Origin of the sequence: Pontibacter populi (assembly GCF_040278685.1) — a bacterium.
Classification (GTDB): Bacteria; Bacteroidota; Bacteroidia; order Cytophagales; family Hymenobacteraceae; genus Pontibacter; species Pontibacter populi.
Genome location: NZ_JBEOKT010000003.1, coordinates 81818 through 107488 on the forward strand (window position 1 = coordinate 81818; position 25671 = coordinate 107488).

The following is a 25671-nucleotide window of genomic DNA, read 5'->3' on the forward strand; positions in this document are numbered from 1 at the left end:
GTTACTTTAGAAAGTTAAAAAGCTGAAAACTGCATATCCCAACACGCTACACAAAACGCGACAGCATGTAAACTGGTATAGCCTCGCAGTTAAAAATTTACAAACCGCTACCCTGAATGCAGACCTGGGGTTGAGTTTAATTAAAGCCAAAGCGACGAACTATAGTTCCGGCAAATGCTATTCTTCTACACTAACTACCACTTTTCCAATGGTTTTGCCCTGCTGAAAAAGGCGGATGGCTTCATGCATTTTATGGAACGGAAAGACGTGGCCGACAAACTGGGACTTTAGCTGCAGAGCCTCTAATTCGCGGAGCAGCTGGTGCATCATGTCGGTTTGCTCGTAAAGGTAGATGAGGTTAAAGCCCATCAGCGATTTGTTTTCGGTGGGTAAGCGCAGCGGATCTATCTTTGGCCTCCGCAAAAATTTCCAGATCAGGCTTGGGTAGTTGGGCCGCGAACTATGGCTTGTAAAACTGGCATTGCCATAAACCACCATCCGACCCATAGGCGACAGTATTTTCCAGCCCTGTGATAAAATGGATCCGCCAATGCATTCCATGATCAGTTGCAACGGGCGGCCATCGAGTGTGCTTTTCAATTTATCTCCAAACGAGCTGTCTCTGACTATAACCGCATCATATCCTTCTTCTTTTAACAGGAAATCTACTTTGCTTCCCCGCCCTACCGTGCCAATGGTATAAGCGCCAAACTTTTTACAGATGCGGTTCGCTAAAATACCTACACCACCGGCAGCGCTGTGTATCAGCACGGTTGCCCCTTGCTGCAGGTTACCCAGCGTTGTAAGAGCATAGTATGCCGTCAGCCCCTGCACCAAAAACCCGGCTCCTTCCTCAAAGCTCCACGCATCCGGAAGCGGGATAACATACCGTTGGTTGATATTGATATGCGACACATAGCCACCAAACTTTGTAGCGCCCATCACCCTGTCGCCAACCTTCCATTCTTCAACACTTTCGCCTACAGCCACCACCTCACCCGAAAACTCTAAGCCAGGAATAAAAGAGCCTGCAGGGGTAGCACTATAGAGCCCCTGCATCGCGAAAATATCCGCAAAATTCAGCCCGATCGCTTTTACCTTAACGGTAACTTCACCGGGACTGGGAGCGCCTAATGCTTCCGTTTGCAGTTTAAGATCATTGATAGAGCCGGCTTTAGGCATGCGGTAAACCTTGCGATCAGGCATAAGCTATAGTTTAGGATTGAAAGCCAGTTACCAGAACTATAGTTGAACTATAGCTCCCGGAAATTATAATTTGATGAACAGAACTGTTTCAGTTAAGCAGTATATTCTTTCAGGTGCAGGATAAAAACAGTGCCTTTTCCTTCTTCACTTTCCACTGCAATGCTGCCGCCGTTATTTTCAACGATACGCTTTACAATATACAGCCCAACGCCGCTGCCCTCTACATGCGAATGCATCCGCTTGAACAACTGGAAAACACGTTCCCGCTTAGCTTCCGGTATGCCCAGCCCATTATCCTGCACTTCCAGACAAAAACACTCTTTGTCGCGCCAGGTTTTTATATTTATAATTGGTTTCCTGTCCGGGGACCTGTACTTAATGGCATTATTGATGAGATTATAAACGATGCTGGTCAGGTTCTTTTTATGAAACCTTACTGTTGAAAGGCCTTCGTTCTTAAAATCTATAGTTGCGCCGGCTTCTTTAATTTCACGGTCCAGCAACTGCATCACTTCCTCCACTATAGCTGCCAGGTCTATTAGGGTGGCATCCTGCTCAAAACTGCGTTGTATCCGGGATACTTCGGTCAGATCTTCCACAGTTTGCTTAAAACGACCTATAGACCGCTTAATATGATCCAGTTCCAGGGCAACAGCAGACCGGGCATCACCCAATTCATACTCCAGCGATGACACCAGGCCTTCTATGTTCAGGATAGGAGATTTCAGGTCGTGAGAGGCGGTATAAACAAAGGTATCGAGGTCGGTGTTCACACGCTCCAGGTTGGCATTCAGGCTTTCCAGTTCCTGCAGGTGGGCCTGCGTGCGTTGCTGAGCCAGTACCGATTCAGAAATATTGTTTACCAGCACCAGTTTATAGTTAGCGCTCGTTTCCAGGTTTATGGGCGCGACAGACAGTTCAAGGTATTTAACAGATTCTCCTTTAATTACCTCAAACACCTGCTTGCCATTGCTCAAGTAACCATCCAGTACAAACTGCTTTACAGCAAAAGAAACATGCTCTGGAAAAAGACTTGAAAACATTTGCCCCAGCACTTCTTTCTCAGATTTTCCGAAGATATTAAGCGCGTAATTATTTATACTGAATACTATTCCGGTTCCTGATACCAGAACAGCTCCGATTGGTGCCTCCTGTAGTACTTTTGTCGTAAAATCTGTCCGGACCCTATCGAGGGCATTAGGGGCAAACTGCTGCCCTGCGGCTAACTGCCCTTTTACTTTGGCAAAGCTCCTGCGCTGAGCGGTACGTTGCATCGCATCCTCTACAATAGGCGCCATGCGAGCCCCGGTCTCGTTGGAGATGCATAACACAGTAGGGCCAATGAACGGCGAAAACTGTAAGGCCTGTTTTATCTTTAAGTAATTGTTGCTGTCGTTTACCAGCAACACAGATATTGTTTTATCGTGCGTAAAGGCATCCTGGGCTAACCGGATCGGGTTAGCAACTTCTTCGCCGATCAACAGCGCGTGAGAAGCATGCAGGTTTTTACTGTCTTCCTTAAAACTTTCCAGTTCGCTTTTACAGAACTGTACATCTTTAAACGGCACAGCCTGCTGCAACAGGTCCAGGGTCTCAGGATGAAGTCCGATATGAACTATAGTTCGGGTCATAGGCGGTTAGCTGTCTAAAATAGGCTGTTCCAGCAGGCCGCGCCCAAGCCAGGTGTATAATATATCGGTTGTAGGCCCCATTACGTGTGCCGCTCTTGCATCGCGCAGCAAAACATCCATCCGGGATTGCTGACTGTAGGCGATTCCACCCATCAGCGTCATGGCATCATTCACCACATCTACACAACAATGAGCCACTTCGGCTTTAGAGGCTAATATAGGTAAAACTGCAGCCGGATTTCCATTATCTCCTTCGCGCGTGGCATGGTACAACAGTTGTCTTGTTCTTTCAATTTTAGCCCATAGCATGCCGAGCCTGTGTTGCAGGATACTGTTCTGGCTTAGGGTAGTGCCACTGTGGCTGTAGCTTCGCTCTATCAGGTGTTGTCTTGCTTCGTTAAATGCAGCCTGGGCAATTCCCAGATACGTACCCGACATGGCTGTGAGAAAATAAGGTGCTACAACCTGGAAAATATACCACAACTGATCGCCCACTTCGCCTAATAAACTATGGCTGGGTACTTTTATATCTTTTAACAGGAGTGTTCTGGATGAATTTCCGCGCATGCCTAATCCTTTCCAGTCAGGCCCCCACTCCAGGCCAGCCGTATCGTTACGCAGCACCAGGCACGAAAACTCATCGCGTGTCGCTTCGGGGTCTACACCGGCAGTTGAAACTACATAAGAATCAGCTTTGCTACCGTTGGTTACAAAACTCTTGCTGCCATTCAGCAGAAACTCGTTATCAGATAAGGCCAGTAACTGTGTTTGAGGATAATAGAAATGGGCACCTGTACCGGGCTCGCTTAGCGCAAGTGTTGTCAGGTGTTTGCCCTGGGCTATAGGTTTCAGAAATTCTTCTTTCTGCTGCTCGGTAGCTTTGGCCCCAATTACTGCAGAGCCGACACAATGCATGCCATAACACAGTGCCACTGAACCAGAATACTCGCCTAATATTTCGCAGGCACGGGCAATGGCATGTAAGCCCTGCCCATGGCCACCCAACTCTTCCGACACTACCAAACCACCCAGACCGGCCTGCTGCAGCTCGCGAATACTGTCTTCAGGCCATTTTCCCTGTGCATCCACGGCAAGGGCTTCTGACTTAACTGTGTTCTTTGCGATGTGTTCTATTTCAGATAGAATATCTTGTAACTGCATTGAATGGTATGTTGGTGAAAGGTACTTACATGGCCAATTACAGCAAATATAAGACGTAAGGTTTACAAATTCAGCGCTTTTGTACGCACATAAGCACTCTACAATAACTGTAAATAATAATTAAAAATGAAATGGGACAGCTTAGCAGCCCTCTTGAACTATAGTTTTGCCGCTTGATTTACTGGTTGCTCAACAACACAGTTAGTGCTTAACTGGTAAGGCTACAGGACAACTGTAATACTCATACTATAGCGTTATAGTTTATAACCTAATTTACAACAAGTCATACTTTAACAAGAATATAAGCTATTGTTTAAGGTATCAGGTAATTAATTGCACTTTAAAGTAAACTTTTACTATATCCAGATATAAGGCAAGATGTTGCGTAGACTTATAGTTTTAGCATTTATACAGTACCCTAACGGTAAAAATAGTATAAAACCTTCTTTCTTAGGTTCGCATTACTATATTTGCAAACTACCACATACCTTATATTTAGCATCTTACGAATGGTTTTATTTGAAAGCAGCATAGTAAAATTAGTATACGACCCGGCAACAGATATTATAGAAGTAGCTTACCCTGACCTACATACCTACCTGTTACCTGAAATAAAATATACCATTGATGTGATGGTAGATATCATTAAAAGCTATGATATTAAAAAGCTGATGCTTGATTCATCGAGGACCGCAATTGCCGTAAGCGATGAAGAAAGCCGCGAGGTGGCAACCTACCTCGCCAAAGGTATAGCTACCACCCGCGTACAGAAAGTGGCCCGTTTGCAATCGCCTACCCAGGAAGTTGAAACAGTGGCACAGAACAACATCAAAAGCCTGGAACAGACCCAGCTGTTACCCTTCCAGCTTCAAAACTTTTCTGATAGAACAGATGCTATTACCTGGTTAAAAGAGAACGCGTAACGCTACTTCCGCATAAAAGAAAAGGGTTTGAACTATAGTTCAAACCCTTTTCTTTTTATCTCAATTATATTCCAGAACTATAACATCACCAGCCTTCGGGTATCTGCATTGTAGCTCCTTTAAGTGTCAGGCAATCGTCGGGGTACTTGTACGGAGGTGCAGGGTACGTTATATCAGACCGGAGAATGGTAACCTGCTTTACACTCACACCTGACACATCAAAATAGCCCAATACCTGCTCTTTCTCATCAGCCGTGTTTTTTATGTTTCCCTTTACTTCTGCCGGAGGCGGATCGAACACAGTGCCCGTACTGTTCTTTTGCTGCTCCAGAATGCGGTAGAACTCATAGGCTTCGTTGGTAATGGAGTGCTGGTAAATTGTCAGCTTATTTTTTACGCCCAGGTACTTCTCGAACGGCATGAACAGCACAGCCTGGTTCTTTACATCTCTGCCATTTACCAGCCGGTCATCAGCAACTTTCAACAGCTCTAATTTTTCGTGAAGGAAGCACTGGATACAGCAATCTTTTGGTGCCGGCAACCCCGACCAGGGACTGATAAAGTCGTAGGGTTGTGTGTTTACCTCATACTGCGTTGAGAACGACCACCTTAAAAAGTTCTTGTACTCAGCCGGGTCCTTATAGTTTACCAGCACATTGTAACCCATGTAAAGTTGCTTTTCACGCACCCCCTCAAAGGCATAGCTCTGCTCATCAACTTCAAAATGTACAGAATCGATCGGCAATGGTTCCGGCATCTTTATCGATTCAGACTGGTATAGTTTATTACCTACCGAAACGTTAAGCCAATACGTATGACCCGGCACACCATAGGCCATCGCACCTGCTTCGGGGTAATAATAACCTGCCTTATCGTAGCTGAAACTATAGCGTTCCCCTTCATCACTGGAAACAAAAACGATAGCTTCTTCTTCGAACTCGTTATATGGCACCGAATGTGGCTGCGAGTAGCTTAAGCGGATATAGTTTAACTTGGCCTCATTTGTAAAGTAGCCTTCCACTACCAGGTGTTTTTGCTGTGTATCAAGGTCCACATCTACCGGATCGATGCATCCCATTAACAGAACAAGCGCAAAAATGAATATCCTCCTTAACATAGCTGGCTAAAATTTAACATTAAAGTTTATTGACGGAACCGGCGCACCCAACACAGAAAGTTTGTAGGCCGATGGTGACTCGCCGTAGTAGTGCTGGTACAACATAGAATAGGCATTTTTGCGACCATACACGTTGTAAACCGATAAACTGCCACTATACTCTGCCTTGTCTGTTTTAATGATCTCGCGGTTAAGCGACAGGTCCAGGCGGTGATAATCGGGCATTCGCTGCTGGTTGCGGCCAGCATAGTTAGAGTAGATCTGGCCCTGGTACCAGTACCACGAATCGGCGGCTGTTACCGGGCGGCCGGTGGTGTACGTAAAGTTGCCGGATACTTTCCAGTTCGGCCATAGGTGATAATCTACAAACACGTTCAGGTTAAGCGGTTTGTCAAAGTTCGATGGATAATACTCGCCATCGTTTATGGTTTCGGCTTTGGTGGCACCAGCTATTTTGCGAAGCGAGCGCGAATAGGTAAAGCTCACCCAGCCACGCATACGTCCCAGGTTCTTCTTAACAAGCCATTCCGAGCCATAGGCATAGCCATCGCCAAACAACAGGTCCGACTCCAGCGACGGGTTAAGCAGAATGGTAGCGCCGTCTTTGTAGTCTACCTGGTTGTACAGCTTTTTATAGTACACTTCCCAGCTATACTCATACATGCTTTCCGGCTCCATAAAGAAATACCCTACCGAAACCTGGTCCGATACCTGCGGCTCAATGTGCTTGTTCGATAGTTTCCAGACATCAACTGGCGTAATGGCTGCCGTGTTGGAGATAAGCTGTATATACTGCCGCGTTCTGCTGTAACCAACTTTAAACGACGATGCATCAGATAACGAATATTTAACAGAAGCGCGCGGCTCTAAACCCTGGTAAGTCTGCACCACATTGCCCGAACTATAGTATAGCGTGTCCACAATATTAAGGTCGCTGCGGGGCTGGCCTTCTGCATAAACATACGTAACAGACGGGCCTATTTTAGCGAAATGCGAATACCGGAGCCCTACCGAAACCGAGAACTTATCATTCAGCTTAAACTCATCATTTATAAAAGCGACCGACTCAACCCCTTTGTCATCCTGCAAGGTTCGCCGGTTCAGGCTCGAGGTGCCATACGGTACCAGGTCGCCGGGTTCAATAGCATACAACGATACCTCTCCGCCAAAATCTACCTGGTGGTTCTCTTTTCCGAAATACCCGAAATCTACTTTAAACTGGCTCAGGTCAATGCCAGATTTCAGCTCAAACTCCTCTCCTGTCGAGATGCCTTCTACTTTATTTTTGTAGATGCTTTTAACTACAGTAGCAGTACCTGTAAAATCGTTACTGAAAAGGTGATTCCACTTTAACGTGCCTAGTGTATTGGTCCATTGGTAGGTCGTATCGTTCGGGAATTTGAAGCCATCGCCACTATGGTACCCCGAGAAAGAGACGCTGTTCTTCTCATCCAGTTTATACTTTAGTTTCAGGTTGCCGTCATAAAAGTGACCAGAGCTATTTTTGATGTTCCTGCTCGGGAAAAGCTTCATGATATAGTTCGGGTAGGCACCTCTTACTCCCACCAGCATCGTCAGCTTTTCCGATATAGGCCCATCCATACTGAACTTTGCTGTAATCGGCGACAGACCAATCTCATATTGCATTTTGTCCTCGTTGCCATCACGCAGGCTTACATCTAAAATTGAGGAAATGCGGCTACCGTACCGTGCCGAAATACCACTGCGGTGCAGCGTAAAGCTTTTTAAAATATCGGGGTTGTAAACTGAAAAGAATCCAAATAAGTGGTTGGAGTTGAAGAGCGGGGCATCGTCCATCAATACCAGGTTCTGGTCGGCACTACCACCGCGCACAAAAAACCCGGACGTTCCTTCGCCAGCATTTACCACACCCGGCAGCGTCGATACGGTCCTGATCACATCGGCCTCCCCCATCAGCTTCGGCATACGGGTCATCAGTTTCTGGTCGATGTACGAGCTGCCCATGTTGGTAGAGTTTACGCCGGTTGTTGGCCGGGCTGTAACCTCCACTACTTTCAGATCGAAATTACGCGGCACCAGCGTCAGTACAATATCCTTGTCCTCGGTAACGGTAATGGTCTCTTTAAATGGAGCCATCCCGATGAACTGGCAGGTTACTTCGTAGGAGCCTTTGCTCAGGGAGATACTAAAGCGCCCCTGCTTATCGCTAAGAGCTGTTTTATCCTGCGAAAAAACCACGTACGCTCCTTCTAACCTTTCTCCCCAGGCACCTTTTACCGTACCGGTTACCTTATATTTCCTGCTATCAGGCTGTTGTGCGAAGCCTTGCTGAACAAGCAACACCAGAAATAATAGTAGAATTTTTTGTAGCATATAAATGAGTTGTAAAATCAAATATAAAATTTAATCTATGTTTAAACAAAGATTAGACGCCAAGCCGGAAAAACTCCATTAAAAAGACTGTAAGTTATTGACACACAATCAGGATTTTTTTACCAACTGGGGCACCAGCTTCACCAACAAATTTTAAACTGACTGCGCAAAAGAGAGATAAGCTCATGGTTAATTTCAGCAACGCAACTACAGATTTTAACAATACTATACCCTGTTCGGAAACAGAATGAGCTGTAAAACGGATGCTGAAAATTGGTCTAATATAGGCAGATTTACTTTATTCTTCACTATTTACTTACACATGATATCAAAATATTACATAACATATGCTGTAGTTATAACTCAAAAAGCCGCCCTATTTGCATAGAGCGGCTTCTATAACTGTAAAGTCTATAAATCTATAGTTTACTGCTTCACCAGAAAATCCGGGGTAAAATTCAGCATCATGTAGGCCCATTGGCCGTGGTCCTGTTTGGTTGTAGCCGGTGCTTTTAGCAGGTTTAGTTTATCTGTAGCAAAAATGGTAGCGTAACCGGCTTCTATGGTCATGTTCCTAAACAAATTATAGTTTACTACAAGGTCTATCTCAGTTGCCAGTCTTCTGCCTGAAGTAGTTGCTATAGTTGGGTTTATTTCGCTGTCAGCAAGTTTGTTAGCGGCATAAAATTCGTGCAGGTCCAGAATAACTATAAGCTTGTCGTTTGCCTTGTATTTGTTGCGGATAAAGTAGTCTACCAGGCCCGGTGAGCGGGTTAAGTTACCATCTATACCAAAAGGATCGGCTACATAAAAGTAATCCATAAAGCCCCAAAACTTGTGCGGCGTGCCGTACAAGGGATCGAAGCGGTGGTTTATTTTGCTTTGTTTGGTGGTGTTGTTGCCGGACAGATAATCGAAGCCAGGGTTTGTGGTGAATTTACCGGAACTATAGCTTGCGTCGGCGGTAAGGTTATAGGCATCTAAAGTGTTGCCGAGTTTGTCGTTGTTGCCCTGGTAATAAGCTGCGGCGTTAAAACCGATCTTATCTGTTATTTTAGAGAACAACGCGCCACCAACCGTAACTCTGCTGTTCACGCCTGCTACCGGGGTAACTACACCCTCGATCGTTTGGGTCTTCTGGAAATCGTCTTTAAACAGCAATGCACTTACTTTACCAAATTTCATAGTTCTGGCAGCGTACAGGTATTGCATGGATTTATACATCATGCCGATGCCATTGGTACCCGGAACTACCGGAGTTGTTGGTGTGCCGTTATAGATGTTGCCATTTTTGCCGGGCGTATCTTTACCGTGGTTCTGGTTAAAGGCAAAGCCCGCATCTGCTGCCCAGCCTTTGTGGCTGAACTTTACAACGATAGCATCGTGGCGGCGGGCCTGCTGCAGCCAATCCAGGTTACCCAGTAACCGTGAATCATCATACATGATTTCCTGGCGGCCGGCTTTTACAGAAAGGTTCTCTACGTTTATAGTGGCAGAATCGCTCAGGATCATTTCGCCCCAGGCCTGGTGCAGGAACAGTTTGCTGCCCTCCATGTTACTTATAGTTGACTGGTCGGAACCCCAGACACGTACATCTTGCGCCGAAACGAAAACACGATAGCGGCTTGCGCTGTAACCTAAATTCAGGCGGGTGCGCTGGCTGGTAAAAACACTGGCTTTGGCATCCTGGGCTGGTAAGGTTCCCTGTCCGTCGCGCAGTTCGGTTCTTGTTCGCAGTTGCCCTGTAACAGAGAGTTGCGCGCTGGCGGTGTGTTGCAACAGTATAAAGCCCGCTCCTGTGAAGAAGAGCGCTTTGAGTAGATTTCTTTTCATAAGAGAGTTTATTTTTGCGCCTGATCTTCCACTTAGCAACTATAGTTTAGATACTCCGGAGCAGCCCGTCAATAGTTTTCACGGTCTCATCGGGATCTTTGCCCAAGCCTTCCTGCTGGTGTATGATCTCGCCACCGGCGTTAAGCACGGTTATGATATTAGAGTGAGCGATCTCGCCTTTGCCACCGTTCTTATATTTCATGTTAAGCAGCACGGCAAGTTCCTGAATGTTCATTTCGTCGCTGGTCAGTAAGGTCCAGCGGTCCGGGTCAAGGTTATTATCTGTAGCAAACTGTTGTAGTTTTTCGGGCGTGTCGTTCTCCGGATCCATGGTTACCAGCACTATGCCTACATCTTCTTTTTTATAGTTGTCGAGCTTTGCCTCGATGCGTTTTAAATCGGCAACTATACGCGGACAAGCATAAGTACAATTGGTATACATCATAGCCACCAGCTGTACTTTCCCATTCAGTTGCACCAACTTTACAGTTTCATCATCCTCATTCTGCCACTCCGATTCCAGGTTGTAAAGCGACATCTCAGACAATTCTGTATTGCCAGCTATAGTTGCTTGTGCGCTCTGGTGTGCAGCAAGCGCATCAGTCGTGTTGGTTTCAGAACAAGAGCTAAGTGTTAGACCCAAAAGTATGCTAAGTGGTAAAAGGTATTTCATGGTGGCGTTTATTTTAAATTTGATTTCTGAGATTGCAAAGGACTAAATACTTTTGGCGCAACGGAAACCCAGGTTGGCAACCGTATAGTTAGCTTTAAGGCTAGAGCGGAAAGCGTAGCGCATAAAGGCCACATAATTCTTCACATCCTTTGCCCCGTCAGATCCAGATCCGCAGAACAGCTGTCTGTCCATCGTTACATCTGCCCGCGATTCGCCGACCACCATAGCTGAGTTAAAGTTCTGTGTCCATTCCCACACCAACCCGATCATGCCGTGCAAACCATAATAATTCCGGAAGCTTTCCTTAACCGGTGGCAGGTACGTTGGGTTTGGCTTGCTGTACCATTCAATGCTGCGCTGGTAAAACTTATCATCGTTGGCGGCATTGGCTTTAGTTTCGCTTGCAAGGGCGGCGTATTCCCACTCTTCTACAGTTGCCAGTCTTTTGCCCTGGCACTCGCAATAAGCTTTAGCAGAGAACCACGACACATTTACCACCGGGCTATTCTGTATTTTAGCAGCATTAGGCCCAATGTTCAGGTCAGCGGTCCAGTTTTTCAGGTAGCTCTCGTCGGCAAATATTTTCTTTACAGCAGATTTACGCCACTTCGGATATTTATTTACAAACGCCAGGTATTCGGTATTGGTAACCGGGTATACATCCATCAGAAAAGTCTTCACCTTTACCGGTATTGAATCGTTGCCGTAAAGGGGCACAAAAGTACCACCCTTAACATTAACCATGTTTTTAGGGAGAGACTTTTGTGCCTGCACATTACCGCAGACTCCGACCAACAGCACAAATAACAACAATCTGTGGAGCATCATCTTTTTAAATTTTAGTGCTTGTAGTTAGCCTTTGCTTTGCCAACCTGGGCTGGTGTAATTTCACCACCTTTGTTGCCCCACTTGTTCATCACGTAGGTCATCACGTTGGCAATCTCTTCATCAGATAGTTTAAGCTTTGGCATGGTACTGTTATATAGTTCGCCGTTCACTTTTATCTGACCTTCCAGGCCGTGTGCTACCACACCAATGGCTCTGTTCACATCAGCGTTCAGGTAATCAGATTTGGCAAGCGGAGGGAAAGCTCCTTTGATACCTTGTCCTTCGGCCTGGTGACAAGCCTGGCAGTTCTGGGCGTAAAGTGTTTTACCTAACTCCAGGCGCATGTCTTTGTTAGATGCCATGGCAGCAGCAGGAGCTTTAGACTTAGGCATTTCCTGTACTGTAGAACCTTCCGGCTGGTAAATCTTCTGTACAAGCTGGCCAGAGTAGATCTTCTTGTCTTCGTTGCCTTCTACTTTCAGCATACCCAGGGCACCTTTGTTAAACGCTCTGAAGATAGAGTGATCCACCAGTACATAGTTACCAGGTACATCAGCTTTAAACTCTGTGATGGCAGCACCACCGGCTGGTACTAAAGTTGTCTGGATATGTTCGTTCACGGTTGTTCCGCCTTCAGCATACACTCTGTCGAATATCTCACCGATCACGTGGAAGGAAGAGATCAGGTTAGGACCACCGTTACCAACAAACAGACGAACGTTGTCACCTACTTTAGCTGTAAGGGCATTGTCGCCGGTAAGTGAACCTACCGAACCGTTGAACACAACATAAGAAGGGTTCTCGTCCAGGGCTTTCTGCATATCGAATGGCTGAAGACCAGGTACTCCGAAATCTCCTTTTGTATAGAAGTCACCCTGCATTACATAGTATTCTTTATCTACTTTAGGTAAACCTTCTTCAGGCTCAACTAATATAAGGCCGTACATACCGTTTGCAATGTGCATACCTACAGGCGCAGTGGCGCAATGGTACACATACAACCCAGGGTTAAGTGCTTTAAAGTTGAAAACTGTTTCCTGGCCTGGAGCAGTAAATGTGGAAGCCGCGCCACCACCAGGGCCGGTAACGGCGTGCAGGTCAATGTTGTGTGGGTTTTTGCTGTCCGGGTGGTTCATCAGGTGAAACTCCACTTCATCGTTCTGACGGATACGGATAAATTTCCCCGGTACTGAACCGCCAAATGTCCAGAAAGTATAATCAACACCATCGGCCATCTTTTTCACTACTTCTGTTACTTCCAGCTTAACCACTACTTTGGCAGCGTGCTTACGGGTGATAGGTGCAGGTACATTGGGGGCGTCTGTCAGTTCTGCCATTACAGTTGGCAATGTTGCAGAGGCAGCTTCATTTGTCTGGGCAGCAGCTTCGGCCTGTGTGGTCTGAGAGCTGCAGGAGCTTAAAATACCGATGCTGTATATACCTATTGCCAGCAGCTGTACGATTTTTGTCATTGTAGAGGTTTTCATGAAGAATCGTTTAGTTGAATTCTGAACAAAGTAACTTCGTAAAATCTAATACTCTGATGACTGAGGTCATAAACCAAAGTGACATGCATCACTTACTAGAATTTTGTTTGGGTCAGATAAACTATAGTTTCAGGATTAAATTGAATGGGTAGGATATATTATAAAGTCCCCAGCTCATTACCGTTGGAAACATAAAAGCTCTGATCATTTGTATCCTAGTCTATTTCTAAATCATGACTATTTCGGATAAGGGTAGGTTCATTTCATTCTGTTATTCGCCCTCACTCGCGTCCCGCGAGTGTGAGTTAGTTGCGGACTCTGGCCGCTTTAAACTGTGCCTCAGGCACAAGTGGCGGGACGCCACTAGGTAGCTCACACTCGCGGGACGCGAGCTAGGGCATTATGATTCTTACAGGATGACAAAAAAAAGGAGAATGAAACGCCTTTGCCCTAAAGGGGACAATTGGGTAAAAAACAAAAAAGGCCTCCCCTGCCGGGAAAGCCTCCTCATATTTCTAAACTATAGTTTCTGTCTCAATTAAAATGTCGTTCGACTAGTAGTTCCAGGCTTTCTTTGGTGAGGGGCTTGCTTATAAATTCATTCACACCAAACTGTTTTACCCTCTCAATGTCACGTGGATCGAGGGAGGTAGTAAGTACTGCTATCACTACTGATTTTGTGCTAAAGCCCTCAATAGTCTGCAGCGTATCCAGGAACTTGAATCCATCCATAACCGGCATATTGATATCGAGCAGGATGAGGCAGGGCACCCGGTTTACTCCTTCGGCTTTTGTTGCTGCACATTTTGCTTTTAACAGGTCGATCGCTTCTTTGCCATTCAGTGCTATCAGGAGTTCATCGGTTAGTTCTGCCCTGTTTATGATCAGCTTGCTGATGTAGTTCGTGGTCTCGTCATCGTCAACGAGCAATATGGATGGAATCTTCTTCATTCAATTTTTTAGGGTAATTAGCAACTTGAAACTACAGTTGCCTGTTACACTTTCATTTAATCTATAGTTCGTATAGTCACTGTCTGTTATGTTCTGAAATAAAGTCTGAAAGTAGTACCTTCTCCTTCTTTACTCGTCACATCTATCGAACCATTCGCATTATCCATCAGGCGTTTTACAATATATAAGCCCATACCAGTACCATCAACATGCGAATGGAAACGTTTGAAGAGAATGAAAAGCTTTGCAATATTCTCTTTGCTTATGCCAAGCCCGTTATCCTTCACCGTCAGCACTACATAACCGTCCGCGCGTTCTGTTTTTAACACTACTTTTGGCGGTCTGTTCCTGGCTTTATATTTTATGGCGTTGCTGATCAGGTTATACAATACACTATGCAGGTTTTTCTTCGAGAAGTTTATCTGGGGAGCGTTATCGAAATTAACCTGTAACTCGGCATGTTCGCTTTCAATAAGCTCCTGCATGTTTTCCTTTACTTCTTCATACACCTCCTGCACATTTACAACTTCTACTTCGCCATCAATGTCGCGCTGTACTTTGGCAATGTCGGTCAGGTCTTTTATTACATTCTTAAACCTGGCAATAGCGCCTTTCATCATATCAAAAACCGGCTGCGTCGGTTCGCCAGGCAATGGTCCTGCCGAATCTATCTGGTCTTCGAGCAGCAGCATTAAGCCTTCTATATTACCGATCGGCGATTTAAGATCGTGTGATGCTGTGTATACAAACGTATCCAGGTCCTCGATCACGCGCAACAAGTGTTCGTTAGTCTGCTGCAATTCTTCCTGGGTGTTTTTCAGGTCGGTCAGGTCTATAAAAGAGCCCAGCACACGGTACGGCATCTGGTACTCGTTGTGCATAATGTACGCCCTGTTCGATACATACGCAAAAGAGCCATCGAATTTCTGTAACCTGTACTCGCCGGACCACTGGTCTTTGCCGGTATTAATGGCTTTGTTTATTCCGTTCAATACTGTATCACGTTCATCGGGGTGCACCAGCTTTAACCAGCCTTCCATGCCTTCGCCCATTTCCTTGTTCTCGTAACCCAGCAGTGTTTTCAGGTTATCGCTCCACCAGATCTCGTTATTTACCAGGTTCCAGTCCCAGACCACATCATTCGTAGCCATCGATACCATCCTGAAACGCTCTTCGCTGGAGGCAAGGGCTCGGGTTCGGTCGCTTACCCGTTTCTCGAGTTCGTTGTTCAGTTTTATAAGGTTCTCTTCTGCAATCTTAAGTTCCTCATAAGCCATCAGCACCTTATCCTCGCTTGATTTTTTCTCCGTAATATCAGCCATAGTTACGGTAATGCCATCGCCCATTTTAACAGCAGCTATCTCGTACCAAACCTTCTGGTCTTTTACTTCCAGTTGCTGTTCTGTATGAATAGGCTGGCCCGTTTCGACCACTTTTATAAACTTACGGAACAAGCCACTCTTCTTCAGGAATGGCATAACCTGCAGCACACTGGTATTCAGCAGATCAGCCTGCGAATAACCCAACATGCTTTCCGTTTTATTGTTCAGAATGCTCCAGCAAAAATCTGTTATCTGCTGTTTTTCATCTCTTTCAGCCTTAAACGCCATAATGCTGTTAAGTGAGCTGTTCAGCACGCCCTGCACCACATTGCTAAGCGTTTTAGATGTTGTTACATCCACAAAGCTCACCACCACGCCATCTTTATTACCGTCGTGCTTCAGGTAAGGGATAATACGCATCAGGTAAAACTTACCATCAGTGGTCTCAACTTCCTGTTCGATCTCAACCGATGTGTTGTTTACCTTTTTGATATCCTCAATTAAGCCGTTGTATTTAAGGTTGTGCGATAAGTGATGGATCGGCCTGCCCAGGTCGCTGTCTATGATATTTATAAGGCCCTCTATAGAAGGTGTGAACTTGCGGATAACGAGAAAATGGTCGACAAAGAGCTGCCCTACATTGGAGCTCCTGATATAGTTGTCCAGGTCTTCGTTCAGTTCCTGCAGTTCTTTGATTTTTAGCTGATGCTCGGAGTTTACGGTGTGCAGCTCTTCGTTCAGCGACTGCATTTCTTCATTAGAGCTCTGCAGTTCCTCATTCGACGACATCAGCTCCTCGTTGGTGCTCTGCAGTTCCTCGTTGGCGGTGCTCAGGTCCTGTACTGTGAGCTGCAGGCTTTCGCGGGCATCTTTCAGCTCTGTTTCCAGGGAGGTAAGCTGCTGGTAATAATCTGTATCTGAAACAAAGGTAAGGTCCGAAACCTTTGGCAAAGGTGCTACCTCTCCCATTTCCTGCAACAGGATAAGGATTACCTTAGGCTGCCCTTTATCCATAACTATAGGACGGATAGAGACATGCACCATCTGCTCTTTTTTGCCAAGCTTAACAGCTACCTGCCGGGCTATCACTTTGCGGTCCTGCCGTATAGCCTTCCGGATGCCAACGCTCAGAGTAACGGCCAGGTCTTCGGGCACCATTTTCAGCAAATTAAAGTGCAGGCGTTTATCCGGGAACTTCAGGTAACGGTTTATATCGCCGATGCCATGCAGCAACTGGTAATTCTCGTCTACATACAGGCCGGTTACTTTAAAATCCTCACCAACTGCATCCATAAAGCCGTTGTTATACTGCGCCATAGGCGAGTTTTTAGCCTTAGCCAGGTGATCTTGGTAACCGATGCTACTTGAATAGTCTGTGATGCCGTAGGTTTGTTTAATGCCTTTGCTTTCCTTTATTTTCCTGAACAGCTTCCATTTACGGTTCTCTTCCGAGAAAAAGGGTTTCATATCGCCGATGTGTTCACTTGGCCCAAGCATCAGGTAGCCGCCCAGGTTAAGCGCATAAGGGAAAAGCGACAGCACTTTGTTCTGCAGGCCAGTGTTTAGGTAGATGAGCATATTGCGGCACGTAATCAGGTCAACCTTGCTGTAAGGCGGGTCTTTCTGAAGGTCGTGCTGCGCAAAAACTACCATTTTCCGAACATCGTCATGGATGTAGTACCGGTTGGCTTTGCGTACAAAGAATTTCTCCAGGCGTTCGGCTGATACATGCTTCGCAATAGATACCGGGTAACTGCCTTTCGAGGCTTCAGTTATAGCCTGCTGATCGATATCAGTGGCAAAAAGTTTGACGTTTGGTACTCGTCCTAATTTATCGTAAGCCTCTTTGAAAAGTATGGCTAAGGAATATACTTCTTCGCCGGTGCTACAGGCGGCCACCCAAACTTTTATTCCTTCATTTGAGGCTTTGCCTGTAATTATTGTTGGTATAACGTCCTTCTCCAGTATCTCAAAGGCCTCGGGGTCCCGGAAAAAGCTGGTAACGTTTATAAAAAATTCCTGGCAAAGTTTTTTGATCTCAGCCGGATTGTCATGCAGAAAATCGAGATACGATTTCATGTCTTTCACCTTCAGGTGATCCATGCGCTTGCGTATCCGGCGGTTTATAGTTGCCTCTTTATAGTTGGTAAAGTCAGTATGGGTATGGGTACAGATAAGGTCAAGGATCTCTTTAAATATTTCCTCCTCTTCGCCCTGTAAGTCTTGTTCTATCAGATTTTTCACCAGCGGTATTTTACGGGTGTATTCTATTATTTCCTCGGGCATGTTTTCCGGGGCCAACACATAATCAACAAATCCGGCATCTATGGCACTACGTGGCATACCGTCGAATTTAGCTGTGGTCGGGTCCTGAACTACCACCATACCGCCAGCTTTTTTAATAGCCTTCGCTCCTTTGGTCCCATCGGTTCCGGTACCCGAAAGCACAATACCGATCGCAAGCTTTCCTCTTGCCTTAGCTATAGATTCAAAGAAAAGATCGATCGCAAAATTTGGTTCGCGGCTTCTTGTCTTCTCTGTCAGCCGAAGGCGGCCATGCTCTATAGTTAACTGTTTGCCACTTGGCAGCACATACACGCAGTTCGGCCTTGTAAACATGTTGTCTTCTGCCTCCTGTACCTGCATGCTGGTATGTTTGCTCAGGAGTTCAGCCATCAAACTTTTATGGTCCGGCGAAAGATGCTGTATGATTACAAAGGAAAAGCTGGAGTTATTCGGAAAATGATCAAACAGTTTATGAATAGCTTCTAACCCACCTGCAGAGGCACCTATACCAACCAGGTAATGATCGGCAGGTTTGGTGTCTTTCTTTTTAGGCGATGCGTTAGTTAATGTCATTTTTAGTTGATCAGATTGGTGCCGGAAGAGCGTGGCGCTATATTAACAGGAAACTTAAACGATAGTTAGTACCTTTCTTTCAGCAGCTTTTCAAGTAACGCATTGCGTAAAGTGTCGGCCGCCGAAATTTCCTCATGCTGCCATGCGGCAGCTGTGCTCTTAACTGTTTCCTTATAGATCTGGAAAGAATTGCGAGGATGGTACCCTTTCCCGTCCGGTTCCATCTGGATGGCACTGTTAGGATCGCCACCCCAGTTAACAGTTTGAATAAGCTCCGGCCTGAAACCAAGAACAAATTCACCCTGTTCGGCGTTGATCGGGATAACGATCAGGCCACTGGCCACTTCTTTATAATCTTTACTATGTGGGTAATCTATCGGTAACGAATTGGTAACATACATTCCGTTGGATTTGGTGCGACGCAGCCACGAAAGCAATTCTTTTATTTCCTGGTTGTCTGGTGTAGTTCCCTTTGTCCAGATGTTGCCTTCGTATGCCACCACAGCACCCGACAGGGATAACAGGTCAAGTAGGGTGATCTCGCCTTCCAGCAATCCTTCGGCAAAATTAGAGGAGGTATATAGTTGCTCCATCAGCTTAACGTGGATGCTGCGGAGCTGCACTCTCAGTTCCATATGCTCTTCTTTCTGCTTTCCCTCTAACTGTGCCGACAATATATCTGACAGCAGTTCCATAGCAGAACGAAGCTCGTAGCTCGGGTATTTTGCCGTTTTATGATGACAGGAAATCAGGCCCCAAAGTTTGTCTTCTATAATGATCGGCAGCGACATAGATGCCGTTATCTTCATATTACCTAAGTACTCTAAATGCACGTTTGCCACGCTGCGCAGGCTGGTTTCTGACAGATCGGTAAAACGCTGTGTGATGGGATTTATGACAGGGATAAGTCGCACAGGTGTATAGTCCCGGTTGGGTATCAAGCGGTACGGATTACGGAAATATAGCTCACGGGCTTGTTTTGGCACGTCGGATGCCGGGAAACGAAGCCCCATGTAGTCATCCATATCCGCCTCTTTCGCCTGCCCTACCACAATGCCATTCCATTGCGTATCGAACTTGTAAACGAGCACTCTGTCAAAACCGGTAAATTTCTTAAATTCTTCAGTAAAGCGCTGGGCAAGTTCCTGGCCTGTATGGGATTGCTTTAGTAACGTGGTGATATACTTCAGGTGCTGGTACAGACTTGTAAAGTGCTCTGCTTCTGCAGATTCATTTTCTTCCAGTTCAACCAGTATGTACTCTTCCTGCGGTAGAATTACGGCCGAAAACGTCTGTTTCTTATGCTGCGTTGCAAATGGTAAGGTTAAAGGGATTTTATCCAGACTGGCCTGACCTTCTATTTTTGATATGATTTCTGTGTATTTCTCCTGCGGCACATAATTGGCTAATGGTTGCCCCAGTAGATCGTTGGCAGCCATTGAAAGCAATTGCTCCGCATTTTCGCTGATCTGCAGGATCTGGTAATTTTTTTTATCTAATACCAGCAACACGCCGTGCGGCTGTATTAGGTTTACAAGATGCAGCGGTATACTTCCGCACATCTCCGAATCATAGTTCTTATCTACAGTAATATTTACAGGCGCAGTCTTTTTGTCCATAGTTGTTGTTAAAGGGTGATCTGCAAACGGATCAAACTGTAAACTAACCGATTAATTTCAAACACAGTTTAGAACGATTAATCATTGTATAGTTTACTTAGTTTACTCCAGTGCAACATATTGTCAGGTATGCCCCGACTTAAAGATATAGATAAAACATAAAAAAATCAGCGGTTTTCTAACCAATTCATTACATCAGCTCTTAAACCTACTCTCAAGAATTGCACCTGATCTGATAACATACTTTGCAGCCGTTCACCAATTCTGTCGCCAAAACTGCCCGGATTTGCAACATGAATAAAATTCTGCAGGCCAAGTTGTTTCATTTTTTGTACCCATATACGGGAAAACCATTCAATAGTATCGAACCAAACTGATTTGATATTACTACAATCATTTACCAACGTGGTGCAGGTATTCTTTTCGCACCATTCGGCAATCCAGTTCATTACCGGCTCTACCTGTGTTTTTGTAGAGTAGCCATGCCATTCTGCAACTATAACATGCGGTGCAGACAAGTACGAAACTTTGCAGTAGATCTTCCCAAATTCATTCCTGAACTCGTGCTCTGCAGCAGGTAGTTTGCTCGCGGTCGGTTTTAAATTTTCTGGTAAAATCAGGGGACTTTGATTTAGACTTTTCATAACAGAAATATGCTGCCATGTAACTATAGCTTCAGTCTTCAGATAAACTACATCAAAATGTGACCAGATACGCAAGGTCAGTCAGGATGTGGATATTTCAGGAAGCTGCTCTATACAAAGGTACCTATGCGTGTATTAACAAACGGAAAGGGCTAAACTAAACCTGTGTCAGTAAAAAAATCAAACTTGTGTCGTATTTTTTACGACACAAGTTTGAATAAGGAGAATATAAAAACGGGAAGGCTAACGTGCTATAGTTAAAAGCTCACTACGCCAGTTCGTTTTCAAGGCAATATCTGATCAGGTCTGTGTTAGACGCAAACCCCATCTTCTCGAAAATTCGGTTTCGATACGTATTTACGGTACTTAACGTAATACTCAGGTTATCAGCAATACTTTTAAGCGATTCGCCCTCACCTATCTTACACATGATCTGGAATTCACGATCAGATAATATTTCATGAGCTACTTCAGGTTTGCCGCTATTCACTACCGCTTCAGCCAGTAGTTCGGCCAGCGATTCAGAAATATACTTCCCTCCGCTCCATATCTTTTGTATGGCTGTCACTAATTCATCGGCTGCACTTTCCTTGGAAAGGTATCCGGCAGCACCTGCTTTCAGCGACCGCAAGGCGTAGGTCTTTTCGGGGTACATGCTCAGTATTAGGACAGGTATAGTTGGGTACAAACGTTTCATATCCAGCAATACATCCAACCCGCTTTTAACAGGCATATTAATATCCAGCACAACAAAATTAGCCTGGCTTTTTTTCAGTTTATTAAGTACTTCAGCTCCACTCTCAGCTTCGGCAACTACAGCAATATCTGCTTCCTCTTTCAGGACTTTTTTTAATCCTTCCCTGATCAGCACGTAGTCATCTGCGATCAACAATTTAATCATTCTCTAATAATCTAACTTCTATATTTAAACAGTAACAAGGGCAGTAAACGGCACTTTAAGTACAATTTTGGTTCCTTTTTCAGGCATTGAATCAAACGTTAAGGTGGCCCCTATCCGATCGGCTCTTTCCTGCATGCCAAGAAGCCCAAACGTTCTTAATTTCGTTAAGTTGTCTGCTTGCATCCCTTTTCCGTTATCTGTCACCGCAAACCGGAAATGGTTATCAGATTCATCTATTGTTATAGTTGCTTCGGTAGCCTCGGAATGTCGTGCGATATTGGTTATAGATTCCTGTATGATCCGGAACACTTCGATAGACGCTTCCTGCCCTAACGGGATATACTTTAGCGATGTGTTCAGCTCCATAGCAATGGCGGTGCGCTTCTGAAACTCCTGCGCCTGCGATTCTATCTCGGACAGTAACCCAAAATTATCAAGTATGGTCGGCCGCAGGGTAGCCACAATCTCACGAACTGATGTTATCGAAGTATTGATTGTTTTCATCATGGATTGCAGCTCGGCATAAAACAGGTCTTTTTCCATTTGCCCGGCAGTAAGCTTTTTCATGATAAGCGTCAGGTCGATTTTTAATGCGGTGAACGACTGCCCCAGTTCATCGTGCAGTTCCCGTGCAATGTACTTTCGCTCGTCTTCGCGCATTACCTGTAAGTGCTTTGTAAGGGCCTGCAATTTTGTGTGCGACTCTGAAAGCGATTCCTCTGCTTTTTTATTCTCCTTGATCTGTTTCTTTAACAGCTTATTAGCTTTTTGAAGCTCAGCGGTACGCGCTTGCACACGTGTTTCCAGTTCAAAATTATACTTGGCCAGGGTATCGTTCGCTAACTTTAGCTCCTGGTTTGTAGCAGCCAGCATTTCAGCAATGGCTTTGGCTTTATGCTCACTTTCCTCCAGGGCCTGCCGCACAACTACCTGTTCCGTTATATCGGTTACCAATGTATAAAACCCATACACTACCCCATCCCTTATATCCGGCACGTAGCAGCAGTGAATATATTTTACGAAGTCATTGCGATAAGGCATGCGCGATTCGAATACAACTGATTCGCCGGCAAGCCCCCGATCAATATATTCTTTAACATTTTGGTAAGGAACCTCACCAATTACTTCCCGAAGTTTTTTACCGATAAGGTCTTCTGACTTGTAGGGAAACCACTTTTCATAAGCCTTATTTGCAAAACCATAGCGTTCATCCCTATCTAAATAACCAATAAGCACCGGGAGCGAGTTAGTTACAAGCCGTAATTGCTGTACGCTTGCTTCTTCGGATTTGCGTGCCTTTACCTGTTCGGTAACTTCCAGGGCAAAAACTACCACACCATCTACCTGTTCCTGGTCGTTATAACGTGCCTGTTGTATAAACCGGAAATACCTGTCTTCCAGCACACCATCCTCAGGCCTGATAAACGGGATCAACAGTTCCTGTTCTTCATGAGTAATGCCTGTTTCGTAAACCTCCCGGAAAGTGCTGTACGCTTTATTATCCTTTAATTCAGGCAATGCATCCAGAATAGGTTTTCCTAAGAGCTCACGTTCCGGGAATAGTTCTGCATACCCAGGATTAACAAGTTCATACACCAGGTCGGGTCCATCCAGAATACAGATAGCAGCCGGTGCCTGCATAAACAGGCTGTTCAATCGTTTGCTTTGCCGTTCAGCTTCGCCCTGTACTACCCGAAGTTCCTGTGTTCGCTGTTCCACCCGTTGCTCTAACTCACGGCTCAGTTCCTGCAACGATGCAGCGCTTTTCTCTACCTGTTGGCGGGCCTTCACAAAGTCCGTTACATCCAGCGAAAAAATAAGGATACCACTTACCTGTCCATCCGCATCAAAAAGCGCCTGGTAAATAAAATTCCAGTATAAGTCCTCTACCGGCTGACCGTGGTAGCGAGCCATAGGTGCCAGAACTTCTTTGCCTTCAAACGTTTCTGCTGTGTTATATACATGCTGAATAATGTCGTACACAGGCTGTTCTTTCAGTTCGGGCAAAGCTTCAAATAAAGGCAACCCCATCAGTTTCCGGCCCGGGAAAAGCTGTTGATAGGTTTTGTTCAGCACCTTAAATACAAAATCAGGACCTTCGAGTAAGGCAAAGGCAGCGGGCGCCTGTTCAAACAATCGTTCGAGGCGTAGCCGTTGCTGTTCGGCCTGGGCCAGGGCAATTCGCTCACGTTCCTGGCTTTCCTTTAACTGGCGTTTTGCATTTTCCTCTTTCGTAATATTTTTTGCTTCGTGCAGGATGCATACCACCTCCCCCACACTGTTAAGTATAGGTACCGTGTTTGTATTCCAGTAATATTCTATAAAACAACCGGGGTTTTCAGGATCTGCAATATCATATCGTTGGGCATCTAACCGATGAGGTTTACCCTCCGACAACACATAGTCGAAAGTACTTTTCAGGTTTGCAGTTGATAAAGCATCCGGTGCGCCCGGGTTATCAGGGAAAACATCGAAAATATAATTCCCGACAACTTTTTCACGCAAAGTAAAGGTCTCTTTCAGCAACGCATCGGAAACGGCGAGTATATACAGATCCGGTGAAAGTATATACCCTACCTCGGACTGAGCTTCAAATATCTTCAGGAAAGGCAGGTTTGATATATTACTTATTTCCTGTAAAGTAGAAGATGAACTGTGAGACATAGTCGTGTCTTTATAGTTAAACTAATTACTACTGAACACAGTCATCAAGAGAGTTGAAGTGCTCACTGGTTAGCGCTGAACGCTACGGCTAAAAGTAAACAGGTGCTTGCCTAAGCAATGCGGTAAGAGGGAGAGCCAAACTGGCTCGGGATACTGTACTTCAGCAAATAGAATATCGGCAAAAGTTTATAATGAACAGCAGTTAGCTAAAACTAATTCAATTTAGTTCGACTGTTATTAGTGCTTTAAATAGTTTAAAGCCTGTTTTCAAGGGAGACTACCCAATAAAATCCACTTCGTTTAAGTTCTTTTTTTAAGCTGCAGGCAGTTTTTTAAAAGCTGTTCTAATAGATGATCCATCAACATAAACCTCATTATCAGCGTACTAAATCTACTGTTGCTTTTGCCTTCTTATCTGCAGCAACCACAAAATTAACTATGGAAAATAACTCTTGAAAAAATGGTAGAAATAAACATTGAAAAAAAGAAAAAACCTGTGTGGCCCTGGATACTTCTGCTCATAATAGTTGGGCTAATTATCTGGGCGATCATTGAATTTACGAACGACAGGACTGATACCGAAACAGCTGTTTTACCTGCTACATCAGGTAGCCTTTTTATGGCCAGCGTGCAGCCAGAATGTATATACCGGACAGTATCTTAACGACACATAACACACATAAACTATAGCTATGAAAGACAACGATTTCAGAAACGAGCGCCTGGTTGAACTGAGCGCCATGAAAGACTATAAAATTGCTAAGGACAACCCCGATGTGCTGGGCTGGCGAGTGGTAGGTGCTGACGGAGAAAGCCTGGGTATAGTACGTGACCTGATCGTGGACCCGAAGGTGATGAAAGCCCGTTACTTATCGGTAGTGGCCGACCGTAAATTCTTTAACACGGACAACGACCAGCACATGCTGGTGCCCATTGGTGTGGCCGCGCTCGACAGAAGCAGTAAAAAAGTATTCCTGTCTTCTATCGACTCAAATACTATAGGCGAGTACCCGGTGTACCAGGGCGGCCCGATTCCTGAGGATTATGAGTATGCCGTACGCGACACTTTCCACCGATCTCAACGAGACATTCTTCCGGGAACTACCGAAAGGCACAGCACAGAGTTTGAGGAAGCACTGCATCATGACAAGGACACTACCCGGCACATATCAGATGATTTTTATAACGATGAAACGTTTAACGAAGACAGGTTTTATACATCAAACCAGGAAGTGCACCGCGACAGAACCTACCCTGCTTACAGCCATACCGACACCGACTTAAATGATGTACGCAACGAAGATATAAAACCGAAATCCGTAGAAGATTCTATCGCAACTATAGAACGCCTGGAGCAATTACGTGAGAGAGGATCTCTGACAGAAGAAGAATTTATACTACTAAAAAAACGTGCTCTTAACCTGTAAGCAACTATAACTTATACTACTTTAAACTTTAAAACCATGCGGCTTTTGTGTTGCATGGCTTTATAGTTTA

General features: G+C 45.2%; 18 protein-coding genes. 3 read left to right on the forward strand and 15 right to left on the reverse strand.

Going from position 1 to position 25671, the window contains the following annotated elements; translation table 11 throughout:
• Positions 1-177: 177 nt before the first annotated feature.
• The 3 genes from ABS362_RS03860 to ABS362_RS03870 form a co-directional block, all read right to left on the reverse strand.
• Entirely contained in the window at positions 178-1206 is a 1029-nt protein-coding gene (locus ABS362_RS03860) for a synaptic vesicle VAT-1 family membrane protein (protein WP_350410981.1), read from the reverse strand.
• 92 nt (positions 1207-1298) lie between these two features.
• The gene (locus ABS362_RS03865; RefSeq protein WP_350410982.1) at positions 1299-2837 is read right to left on the reverse strand and encodes a sensor histidine kinase; all 1539 of its coding nucleotides are present in this window, start codon (positions 2835-2837) and stop codon (positions 1299-1301) included.
• Positions 2838-2843: 6 nt separating this feature from the next.
• Positions 2844-3998, reverse strand: a complete 1155-nt coding sequence (locus ABS362_RS03870) for an acyl-CoA dehydrogenase family protein (RefSeq protein ID WP_350410983.1) — start codon at positions 3996-3998, stop codon at positions 2844-2846.
• Between the two features lie 509 nt (positions 3999-4507).
• On the opposite strand from ABS362_RS03870, the gene ABS362_RS03875 reads away from it, so the two are divergent.
• Positions 4508-4921 carry a hypothetical protein gene (locus ABS362_RS03875; RefSeq protein WP_350410984.1) on the forward strand — a complete coding sequence of 138 codons (414 nt, stop codon included), beginning with the start codon at positions 4508-4510 and terminating at the stop codon, positions 4919-4921.
• An 85-nt stretch (positions 4922-5006) separates the two neighbouring features.
• On the opposite strand, the gene ABS362_RS03880 is transcribed toward ABS362_RS03875, so the two are convergent.
• The 12 genes from ABS362_RS03880 to ABS362_RS03935 all read right to left on the reverse strand — a co-directional run bounded on the left by ABS362_RS03880 (position 5007) and on the right by ABS362_RS03935 (position 24174).
• Positions 5007-6038: a DUF4249 domain-containing protein gene (locus ABS362_RS03880; RefSeq protein WP_350410985.1), complete on the reverse strand. Its 1032-nt coding sequence runs from the start codon at positions 6036-6038 to the stop codon at positions 5007-5009.
• A 6-nt stretch (positions 6039-6044) separates the two neighbouring features.
• Complete coding sequence (locus ABS362_RS03885; protein ID WP_350410986.1) at positions 6045-8393, reverse strand: TonB-dependent receptor; 2349 nt, start codon at positions 8391-8393, stop codon at positions 6045-6047.
• Between the two features lie 426 nt (positions 8394-8819).
• The gene (locus tag ABS362_RS03890) at positions 8820-10226 is read right to left on the reverse strand and encodes an alginate export family protein (RefSeq protein ID WP_350410987.1); all 1407 of its coding nucleotides are present in this window, start codon (positions 10224-10226) and stop codon (positions 8820-8822) included.
• 46 nt (positions 10227-10272) lie between these two features.
• The gene (locus ABS362_RS03895; protein ID WP_350410988.1) at positions 10273-10899 is read right to left on the reverse strand and encodes an SCO family protein; all 627 of its coding nucleotides are present in this window, start codon (positions 10897-10899) and stop codon (positions 10273-10275) included.
• 42 nt (positions 10900-10941) lie between these two features.
• Entirely contained in the window at positions 10942-11727 is a 786-nt protein-coding gene (locus tag ABS362_RS03900; RefSeq protein ID WP_350410989.1) for a formylglycine-generating enzyme family protein, read from the reverse strand.
• Between the two features lie 11 nt (positions 11728-11738).
• Entirely contained in the window at positions 11739-13199 is a 1461-nt protein-coding gene (nirK, locus tag ABS362_RS03905; RefSeq protein WP_350410990.1) for a copper-containing nitrite reductase, read from the reverse strand.
• Between the two features lie 549 nt (positions 13200-13748).
• Positions 13749-14165, reverse strand: a complete 417-nt coding sequence (locus ABS362_RS03910) for a response regulator (RefSeq protein ID WP_350410991.1) — start codon at positions 14163-14165, stop codon at positions 13749-13751.
• Between the two features lie 86 nt (positions 14166-14251).
• Positions 14252-18346, reverse strand: a complete 4095-nt coding sequence (locus tag ABS362_RS03915; protein WP_350410992.1) for a chemotaxis protein CheB — start codon at positions 18344-18346, stop codon at positions 14252-14254.
• 65 nt (positions 18347-18411) lie between these two features.
• Complete coding sequence (locus tag ABS362_RS03920; RefSeq protein ID WP_350410993.1) at positions 18412-19965, reverse strand: GAF domain-containing protein; 1554 nt, start codon at positions 19963-19965, stop codon at positions 18412-18414.
• A gap of 167 nt (positions 19966-20132) precedes the next feature.
• A complete protein-coding gene (locus tag ABS362_RS03925; protein WP_350410995.1) occupies positions 20133-20609 on the reverse strand; it encodes a hypothetical protein in 477 nt (158 codons plus the stop codon).
• A 268-nt stretch (positions 20610-20877) separates the two neighbouring features.
• Positions 20878-21510 (reverse strand): response regulator, encoded by a 633-nt coding sequence (locus ABS362_RS03930; RefSeq protein WP_350410996.1) that lies wholly within the window; start codon positions 21508-21510, stop codon positions 20878-20880.
• A 24-nt stretch (positions 21511-21534) separates the two neighbouring features.
• The gene (locus ABS362_RS03935; protein ID WP_350410997.1) at positions 21535-24174 is read right to left on the reverse strand and encodes a PAS domain-containing protein; all 2640 of its coding nucleotides are present in this window, start codon (positions 24172-24174) and stop codon (positions 21535-21537) included.
• Between the two features lie 460 nt (positions 24175-24634).
• Between ABS362_RS03935 and ABS362_RS03940 the strand changes: the two genes are divergently transcribed.
• On the forward strand, positions 24635-24838 hold the full coding sequence (locus tag ABS362_RS03940; RefSeq protein WP_350410998.1) for a hypothetical protein: 204 nt from the start codon (positions 24635-24637) through the stop codon (positions 24836-24838).
• Between the two features lie 28 nt (positions 24839-24866).
• A complete protein-coding gene (locus ABS362_RS03945; protein WP_350410999.1) occupies positions 24867-25601 on the forward strand; it encodes a PRC-barrel domain-containing protein in 735 nt (244 codons plus the stop codon).
• The last annotated feature ends 70 nt before the right edge of the window (positions 25602-25671 follow it).

Bases quoted from the DNA above. Each gene is read 5' to 3' on its own strand.
- ABS362_RS03895 (WP_350410988.1), bottom strand. From the start codon at position 10,899: ATGAAATACCTTTTACCACTTAGCATACTTTTGGGTCTAACACTTAGC.
- ABS362_RS03890 (WP_350410987.1), bottom strand. From the start codon at position 10,226: ATGAAAAGAAATCTACTCAAAGCGCTCTTCTTCACAGGAGCGGGCTTT.
- ABS362_RS03875 (WP_350410984.1), top strand. From the start codon at position 4,508: ATGGTTTTATTTGAAAGCAGCATAGTAAAATTAGTATACGACCCGGCA.
- ABS362_RS03900 (WP_350410989.1), bottom strand. From the start codon at position 11,727: ATGATGCTCCACAGATTGTTGTTATTTGTGCTGTTGGTCGGAGTCTGC.
- ABS362_RS03915 (WP_350410992.1), bottom strand. From the start codon at position 18,346: ATGACATTAACTAACGCATCGCCTAAAAAGAAAGACACCAAACCTGCC.
- ABS362_RS03920 (WP_350410993.1), bottom strand. From the start codon at position 19,965: ATGGACAAAAAGACTGCGCCTGTAAATATTACTGTAGATAAGAACTAT.
- ABS362_RS03930 (WP_350410996.1), bottom strand. From the start codon at position 21,510: ATGATTAAATTGTTGATCGCAGATGACTACGTGCTGATCAGGGAAGGA.
- ABS362_RS03940 (WP_350410998.1), top strand. From the start codon at position 24,635: ATGGTAGAAATAAACATTGAAAAAAAGAAAAAACCTGTGTGGCCCTGG.
- ABS362_RS03880 (WP_350410985.1), bottom strand. From the start codon at position 6,038: ATGTTAAGGAGGATATTCATTTTTGCGCTTGTTCTGTTAATGGGATGC.
- ABS362_RS03945 (WP_350410999.1), top strand. From the start codon at position 24,867: ATGAAAGACAACGATTTCAGAAACGAGCGCCTGGTTGAACTGAGCGCC.
- ABS362_RS03885 (WP_350410986.1), bottom strand. From the start codon at position 8,393: ATGCTACAAAAAATTCTACTATTATTTCTGGTGTTGCTTGTTCAGCAA.
- ABS362_RS03860 (WP_350410981.1), bottom strand. From the start codon at position 1,206: ATGCCTGATCGCAAGGTTTACCGCATGCCTAAAGCCGGCTCTATCAAT.
- ABS362_RS03870 (WP_350410983.1), bottom strand. From the start codon at position 3,998: ATGCAGTTACAAGATATTCTATCTGAAATAGAACACATCGCAAAGAAC.
- nirK (WP_350410990.1), bottom strand. From the start codon at position 13,199: ATGACAAAAATCGTACAGCTGCTGGCAATAGGTATATACAGCATCGGT.
- ABS362_RS03925 (WP_350410995.1), bottom strand. From the start codon at position 20,609: ATGAAAAGTCTAAATCAAAGTCCCCTGATTTTACCAGAAAATTTAAAA.
- ABS362_RS03865 (WP_350410982.1), bottom strand. From the start codon at position 2,837: ATGACCCGAACTATAGTTCATATCGGACTTCATCCTGAGACCCTGGAC.
- ABS362_RS03910 (WP_350410991.1), bottom strand. From the start codon at position 14,165: ATGAAGAAGATTCCATCCATATTGCTCGTTGACGATGACGAGACCACG.
- ABS362_RS03935 (WP_350410997.1), bottom strand. From the start codon at position 24,174: ATGTCTCACAGTTCATCTTCTACTTTACAGGAAATAAGTAATATATCA.